Genomic DNA, 7,827 nt, shown 5'->3' with positions numbered 1-7,827 from the left:
AGTCCTCCTTCGGTACTTAATTCGAGGTCATGCATGACACTCTCTATCGTACCAAGGGGGCTTCTTTTATGCATCTGGCTTCTACTCCAATTTATCCTCGCATTTTTCCCTTACAGGAATGCTCCTTTTATGGATACATCATATCAAAGTCGTTATAAACGCACTCGACATTTTTAATCTAAAATTGTCGGATTGTTAATCTTTATTATTCAAAAAATGTAATTAAAATATATTAATGTTTTCTGCTGTTCAAGAATCGGGCGTTTAACTGGAATAAGATGGGCGTCTTAATTTTACCAAGATCATTGAACTGGATTACTTATATTGAAATAAATTGGTATTAAGCAGTAGGGCAGGATAGTGAAAAAAGCAATAAGAGAAAAATTTATAAAATGGCTTTGATAATGCCGTCATCGAATCCTTTTATTCCACGCTAAAGTCGGAAGAATTCTACATCTTGGATAAGGGTTCGTATCCCTCTCTTTTGTTTACTATACAGAAAGGCGGTAAAACAATGAATCAAAGTAATATTTATGACTTTCTGAACGTTGACCAAGACCCTTTGTATCAAAACCTCCAATCATTACAAACAGGAGAAAGTTATGATCTTAATGACCACACAGAAATTCACTGTAACGCTCATGGGCTGTATGAAGTTATAGCAGAAGAAACGGAACAAGCATTTTCTTCTCTTGAAGATTGTTATTCTTATATTTCTGCCTTTGGCTTTGAAATAAAGGCTGATCATGTATAAAGACGTTTGATATAATGGCATTGTCTGGATGGATGGTGACAATGCCACAAACGGGCCATATTCTGGAATAACTTTTTCAAATAAATAAATAAAAAGTTGAAGAAGAATTAGGGTACATACCCCGATTCTTCTTTTTATTTTTCATTCAAATATTCACTTGACTAATAAGCTTAAAATAGTTTACGCTTTATTCAAGTAAAAACTTGAATGATGATGGGGTGGTAATATGAGTAAGAAAGATACGTGTGAAATTTTTTGTTATGACGAAGAAAAGGTTAATCGAATACAAGGGGATTTAGAAACAGTTGATATTTCTGGTGTTACCCAAATGTTAAAGGCAATTGCTGATGAAAACAGAGCAAAAATCACCTACGCTTTGTGTCAGGATGAAGAGTTATGTGTTTGTGATATAGCAAATATTTTAGGTGTTACGGTAGCAAATGCTTCTCATCATTTACGAACGCTTTATAAGCAAGGTGTTGTCAACTTAAGAAAAGAAGGAAAACTCGCTTTCTATTCGTTAGATGATGAACATATTAGGCAGATAATGATGATTGCCTTAACACATAAGAAAGAAGTGAAGGTCAATGTCTGAACAAAAGATAGAACCAATGGAAGAAGAAATGAACGTCTATCGGGTCCAGGGATTTTCATGTGCAAATTGTGCAGGTAAATTTGAAAGAAATGTTAAGGATATTCCAGGAGTAGAGGATGCAAAAGTCAATTTTGGTGCTTCCAAAATCTCTGTTTATGGTGAAACGACTGTAGAGGAATTAGAAAAAGCAGGTGCTTTTGAGAATCTTAAAGTGGTACCTGAGAAATCCTCAGAAGAACCGGGTGAGGAAAAAAAAGAACAGGAAGACAAAGTACCATTTTATAAAAAGCACAGTACGCTGCTTTATTCGGTATTATTTATAGCTTTCGGTTTTCTTTCCATGTCCGTTAATGGGAATGATAATATTGTTACTGCACTGCTATTTATTACATCAATGATTGTTGGTGGGCTATCACTCTTTAAAACAGGATTGCAAAATTTAGTTCGGTTAGAGTTTGATATGCGGACCCTTATGACAATTGCCGTTATCGGCGGCGTTATTATAGGGGAATGGGCAGAAGTTGCGATTGTTGTCATTCTCTTTGCCCTTAGTGAAGCCTTAGAACGGTTCTCGATGGATCGAGCAAGACAATCAATTAGTTCATTGATGGATATTGCCCCCAAAGATGCACTTGTGAGACGAAATGGACAGGAAATAAAGGTTCATGTCAATGATATCGAGATTGGCGATATTATGCTTGTTAAGCCAGGGCAAAAGATTGCGATGGATGGCATTATTGTTAATGGCTACTCTGCCATTAACCAAGCAGCAATAACAGGTGAGTCGGTTCCTGTTGAAAAAACTGTCGAAGATGAAGTCTTTGCAGGTACGCTTAATGAAGAAGGATTGCTTGAAGTAAAAATCACAAAATTGGTTGAAGATACAACGATTTCTAAAATTATTCATCTTGTTGAGGAAGCGCAAGGCGAGCGTGCGCCAGCCCAAGCTTTTGTTGATAAGTTTGCAAAATATTATACTCCTATCATTATGATTATTGCAGCGCTAGTTGCTGTGGCCCCCCCTCTCTTTTTTGATGGAAGTTGGGAAACATGGATTTATCAAGGTTTAGCTGTTCTTGTCGTTGGTTGCCCTTGTGCGTTGGTTATTTCTACTCCAATATCCATTGTCTCTGCAATAGGAAATGCTGCGAAAAAAGGTATCCTTGTAAAAGGTGGCGTTTACCTAGAAGAAATCGGTGGATTGAAGGCTATCGCTTTTGATAAGACAGGTACCCTCACCAAAGGTGTTCCTGTTGTAACAGATTATAGCGTAATCGAAGATCAAACAGATGAACAAGGACTGCTGTCAATCATAACTGCATTAGAATATCGTTCCGGGCACCCATTAGCGTCAGCGATTATGAATAAAGCTGACAGTGATAATATTTCTTATTCTGACATACTCGTAGAAGACTTTTCTTCAATTACGGGCAAAGGGATAATGGGTAAGATAAATGGGAAGATGTATTATATTGGAAATCCGAAATTATTTAAAGAGTTATCGGTATCTAATTTTAGTAAGGCAATAGAACAGGATGTTGCAACACTTCAGAAGCAAGGAAAAACAGTTATGGTCGCAGGGACAGAGGATAAGATTGAAGCTATTATTGCTGTTGCAGATGAAGTGCGGCAATCAAGCAAGGAAGTTATTCAAAAGTTACATCAAGCAGGAATTCAAAAAACGGTTATGCTTACAGGTGACAATCATAGCACTGCAAATGCGATAGGTGAACATGTCGGCGTAACGGATGTTCAATCAGAGTTATTACCACAGGATAAATTGGATGTAATTAAACAATTAAAATCGGAGCATAACCATGTTGCTATGGTGGGGGATGGTGTCAATGATGCTCCGGCCTTAGCAGCTTCTACAGTTGGGATAGCCATGGGTGGAGCTGGTACTGATACAGCACTTGAAACGGCAGATGTTGCTTTAATGGGTGATGATTTAAGGAAACTTCCCTTTACTGTTAAACTGAGCCGAAAAACGTTAAATATTATCAAGGGGAACATAGCTTTTGCCATTGCTATTAAATTCATTGCCTTACTTCTAGTCATTCCGGGCTGGTTAACACTTTGGATTGCTATTCTCTCGGATATGGGTGCAACTCTTTTAGTAGCGTTAAATGGTTTACGACTGATGAGAGTGAAGGATAAATAGGTACTATATGTGTGAAATTTACGGAAGGGCTTTTCAATTTGAAGAAAAGCCCTTATCCCTAAACATTGGAGTTGGAAAAATGATTACAACAATACTTACAGCTGCTGCGGTTTATGTAGCAACAGGGATTGATTACCTTGTTATATTAATACTTTTGTTTTCGCAAATAAAAAAAGGACAGGCGAAACATATTTGGATAGGGCAATATATCGGAACTGCAATTATTATAACAGCAAGTTTGTTAGTTTCTCTTGGAGTTGCGAACTTAATCCCTCAGCAATGGGTAATAGGATTACTTGGGCTTTTACCACTTTACTTGGGTATTAAAGTCTGGATTAAGGGAGAAGAGGATGAAGATGAAAGCAATATTTTATCTCTTTTTTCCTCCAATCGATTTAATCAATTATTTTTGACGGTTACTTTCATTGTATTGGCTTCCAGTGCAGATGATTTTTCAATTTACATACCATATTTTACGGCGTTAAATGCATTTGAAATCCTGACTGCAATTATTGTTTTTTTCATTATGGTTGCAGTATTATGTTATGTCAGTTATCGCTTTGCTTCTATAAGCTATATATCGGAGAAAATTGAGAATTATGAACGCTGGATTGTTCCAATTGTTTTTATAGGGCTAGGAATTTACATTATGTTTGAAAATGGGACATTCAACGTTTTATTCTCATTTCTGTTTTAATAAGGGATTGGTACGATGTTCCATAAAAGGGCGCGATTGCTGAATAAAACCATTTGCCTTAAGGCTTAGGGGGTTGCCATGAAGGCAACCTTTTTTATTAGGATAGGAACAGATTACCAAGCAGAAACTCCCTGTAACGCTCACGGTCTGTAGGAAGTTATAGCAGAAGAAACGGAACAAGCATTTTCTTCTCTTGAAGATGGTTATTCCTATATTTCTACCTGTGGCTTTGAAATAAAGGCTGATCATGTATAAAGACGTTTGATATAATGGCATTGTCTGGATGGATGGTGACAATGCCACAAACGGGCCATATTGTGGAAGAAATTTACCCCGAATGACCTTTATTTTCTAAGCAGAAAGAGGGATTCAAATGACCGTCAATCAATATAAATTACCCGTGCAAGGCATGACTTGCACGGGTTGTGAAGAACATGTAACCGAAGCGTTGGAACAAGCCGGTGCCAAAAATGTGTCAGCTAATTTTCGGCGCGGCGAGGCGATTTTTCAATTAAGCGAGGACTGGATCGACCAAGCAAAGCAAAACATTGAGGAGACTGGCTATCACCCCGATGAAGAAGAAATTCAAACTACTGGCAGCTTTGTGGCATTCGATCGAGATGGCGATTATGACCTTCTGATTGTCGGGTCAGGTGGTGCGGCCTTTTCAGCCGCAATCAAAGCGAGCGAAAACGGCGCCAAAGTGGCCATGGTGGAACGTGGCACGGTTGGGGGGACCTGCGTCAACATCGGTTGTGTCCCATCAAAAACCATGCTTCGTGCCGGTGACATCAATGGATTGGCACAGAACCATCCATTTAACGGATTACAAACAGGTGCTGGTGGTGTTAACCTTGCGAAATTGACCGAGCAAAAAGATGAATTGGTCAGTCAAATGCGTCAGGAAAAATATATCAATCTGATCGACGAATATGGATTTGATTTGATTCGTGGTGAAGCCTCGTTTGTTGATGAAAAAACGATTCAAGTGAATGGAGAGCACATCACAGCCAAAAGCTTTTTAATTGCAACGGGGGCAAATCCGGCCGTTCCAGATATTCCGGGATTGAAGGACGTCGATTATTTAACGAGCACGACAGCCCTTGAATTGAAAGAAGTACCAAAACGCCTTGCCGTGATCGGTTCCGGGTACATCGCCGCGGAATTGGGCCAAATGTTTCACAATTTCGGAACAGACGTGACGCTCATGCAGCGAAGTGAGCGTTTGTTTAAAACGTACGAGCCGGAGGTTTCCGACGCCATCGATGAAGCTTTAAGGGAGCAGGGGATCAACCTGATCACTGGGGTTACCTATCAAAAAGTCGAGCAAAACGGTGATACCAAAAGCGTGACGATTGAAGTGAATGGCGAAAAACAAGTTATTGAAGCCGATCAGATATTGGTGGCAACAGGCAGAAAGCCAAACACAGAGAGCCTAAATCTGGAAGCAGCCAGTGTGAAAACAGGCAAAAAAGGGGAAGTGCTTACCAACGAATTTTTGCAAACGACTAATGACCGCATTTATGCCGCAGGGGATGTGACACTCGGTTCACAATTCGTGTATGTTGCGGCGTATGAAGGGGGTATTGTCGCGGACAATGCACTCGGTGTGACCAAACGGAAAATCGATCTTCGATTTGTGCCCGGGGTGACTTTCACGAACCCGTCGATCGCGACGGTTGGCCTGACCGAGCAACAAGCCAAAGCAAAAGGTTACGACGTGAAAACGTCGGTTCTGCCGTTGGACGCTGTGCCGAGGGCATTGGTTAATCAGGAAACAACCGGTGTCTATAAACTTATCGTGGATGGTCAAACTCGGAAATTAATCGGTGCCCATATCGTCAGTGAAAATGCCGGGGATGTTATTTATACAGCGACGTTGGCGGTGCAATTCGGATTGACCATTGATGACCTTACGAATAGCTTTGCGCCTTATTTAACCATGGCTGAAGGTTTGAAACTCGCAGCCTTGACTTTTGATAAGGACGTTTCTAAATTATCTTGTTGTGCAGGTTAATTGAGCTTCCTCAAACGGGCGCGATTGCTGAATAAAACCATTTGCCTTAAGGCTTAGGGGGTTGCCATGAAGGCAACCTTTTTTATTAGGATAGGAACAGATTACCAAGCAGAAACTCCCTGTAACGCTCACGGTCTATAGGAAGTTATAGCAGATGAAACCGAACAAGCATTTTCTTCTCTTGAAGATTGTTATTCTTATATTTCTGCCTTTGGCTTTGAAATAAAGGCTGATCATGTATAAAGACGTTTGATATAATGGCATTGTCTGGATGGATGGTGACAATGCCACAAACGGGCCATATTGCTTAATAGTGACCTTTGATATAAAATAAGCGAGGTGTTGCAAAAAGTGTTGGTTATCAATGCTCTCTTAAGAGGAGGGATACCCTTTATCATTATGGTCGGTATCGCCTTACTACTTAATTTCCAAGGAAAATATTCAGATGCCAAAAGCACATTTTTTGCGAGTTTAATCGCTCTTTTTGTTGGTGCGGCAACCGTAATTTATAACATAGATCATTGGAGTTTAACTAAGCAAAGCGCCATTCATTTTTTAATCATGCTAATAACTGTTTATCCCATATTATTATTGAGTGGATGGTTTACAATTGTTTCCGTATTTGATGCGTTAAAAATATTTCTCTTTTTTGTTTTGGTTGGTGCAATTTTATGGCTTGTTCTATTTACATTGGCCAAAGTTTTTTCATGGTGATAAATAAGTATTATATTAACGGGCGCTTTCGCGGAATAAGAAAGGGAGTGTAAAAGCATTGGATGAAAATAAAAGCTATAGAAGATTCAAGTTAATATTTCACTCATTTATATTCATCTTTGCCATAGGGGTAATTATTGCTTCTATTGCTGGTTGGAATGAGATGAATCGAGCATTGCTTTACTTAATCTTAGGGATTATTTTTGCAACCGAAAGCATATTTGGATTTTATAAGAATTTTAGACAAAGATTGGCACAATAAAGTATTCCATCATCGGGCGCGATTGCTGAATAAAACCATTTGCCTTAAGGTTTAGGGGTTGCCATGAAGGCAACCTTTTTTTACATTGAATGTTCAAATAGGGTATAATCTAATTGAACAAAATAGATTACCGCCAGTTAGGGTGTTTAGAGTGTTCAATCCATGTTCAATCTTGAATGTTGATGAACACTCTCCTAAAGCATTGAGACTGTAGAGGGAAACGAACAACCTTTATTTTAAAGTTACACTACATATGACTTATGATATCTATAAGGGAAAGGGAACACTGGTCATTCGTAAACAAATGACGAACGTTCTGCTACAAATAATTCGGTGATTTGAGATCTACCCTAGGATGCCTTTTTTTGTGTTATTGAATTATTGTAGTATTGAGTTAATGTGCAATTGAATCATTGTGCTACCGTATTACTAATAACTTAATTTAATGAACAAAGAAGTAGATAACCAGAAGGGGAGGAAATCATTCTTTCAAAACGGTAAAGGAGCATTCCTGTAAGGGAAAAATGCGAGGATAAATTGGAGTAGAAGCCAGATGCATAAAAGAAGCCCCCTTGGTACGATAGAGAGTGTCATGCATGACCTCGAATTAAGTACCGAAGGAGGACT

General features: G+C 39.0%; 7 protein-coding genes. All 7 read left to right on the top strand.

The genetic code is table 11. The features are described 5' to 3' along the window. The first annotated feature begins 514 nt into the window (after positions 1–514). Positions 515–754 carry a hypothetical protein gene (locus CKW00_RS13240; protein WP_095822960.1) on the top strand — a complete coding sequence of 80 codons (240 nt, stop codon included), beginning with the start codon at positions 515–517 and terminating at the stop codon, positions 752–754. 226 nt (positions 755–980) lie between these two features. Continuing rightward, positions 981–1,349 (top strand): ArsR/SmtB family transcription factor, encoded by a 369-nt coding sequence (locus CKW00_RS13235; protein WP_076572470.1) that lies wholly within the window; start codon positions 981–983, stop codon positions 1,347–1,349. Beyond that, positions 1,342–3,510 (top strand): heavy metal translocating P-type ATPase, encoded by a 2,169-nt coding sequence (locus CKW00_RS13230; protein WP_095822959.1) that lies wholly within the window; start codon positions 1,342–1,344, stop codon positions 3,508–3,510. Before CKW00_RS13235 ends, CKW00_RS13230 begins: the two co-directional genes overlap by 8 nt. A gap of 79 nt (positions 3,511–3,589) precedes the next feature. Next, on the top strand, positions 3,590–4,207 hold the full coding sequence (locus tag CKW00_RS13225; protein ID WP_095822961.1) for a CadD family cadmium resistance transporter: 618 nt from the start codon (positions 3,590–3,592) through the stop codon (positions 4,205–4,207). Between the two features lie 373 nt (positions 4,208–4,580). Continuing rightward, positions 4,581–6,224, top strand: coding sequence for a mercury(II) reductase (gene merA / locus CKW00_RS13220; protein ID WP_076570160.1), 1,644 nt, complete (start codon positions 4,581–4,583; stop codon positions 6,222–6,224). Positions 6,225–6,575: 351 nt separating this feature from the next. Further along, positions 6,576–6,938: a DUF3021 family protein gene (locus CKW00_RS13215; protein ID WP_040609811.1), complete on the top strand. Its 363-nt coding sequence runs from the start codon at positions 6,576–6,578 to the stop codon at positions 6,936–6,938. 58 nt (positions 6,939–6,996) lie between these two features. After that, positions 6,997–7,200, top strand: coding sequence for a hypothetical protein (locus tag CKW00_RS13210; protein WP_095822958.1), 204 nt, complete (start codon positions 6,997–6,999; stop codon positions 7,198–7,200). Positions 7,201–7,827 lie beyond the last annotated feature (627 nt).

The organism is Salimicrobium humidisoli (assembly GCF_002295105.1).
Lineage (GTDB): Bacteria > Bacillota > Bacilli > Bacillales > Halobacillaceae > Salimicrobium > Salimicrobium humidisoli.
This window is presented reverse-complemented; position numbering and strand designations above follow the sequence as displayed.

Bases quoted from the DNA above. Each gene is read 5' to 3' on its own strand.
- CKW00_RS13230 (WP_095822959.1), top strand. From the start codon at position 1,342: ATGTCTGAACAAAAGATAGAACCAATGGAAGAAGAAATGAACGTCTAT.
- CKW00_RS13240 (WP_095822960.1), top strand. From the start codon at position 515: ATGAATCAAAGTAATATTTATGACTTTCTGAACGTTGACCAAGACCCT.
- merA (WP_076570160.1), top strand. From the start codon at position 4,581: ATGACCGTCAATCAATATAAATTACCCGTGCAAGGCATGACTTGCACG.
- CKW00_RS13225 (WP_095822961.1), top strand. From the start codon at position 3,590: ATGATTACAACAATACTTACAGCTGCTGCGGTTTATGTAGCAACAGGG.
- CKW00_RS13235 (WP_076572470.1), top strand. From the start codon at position 981: ATGAGTAAGAAAGATACGTGTGAAATTTTTTGTTATGACGAAGAAAAG.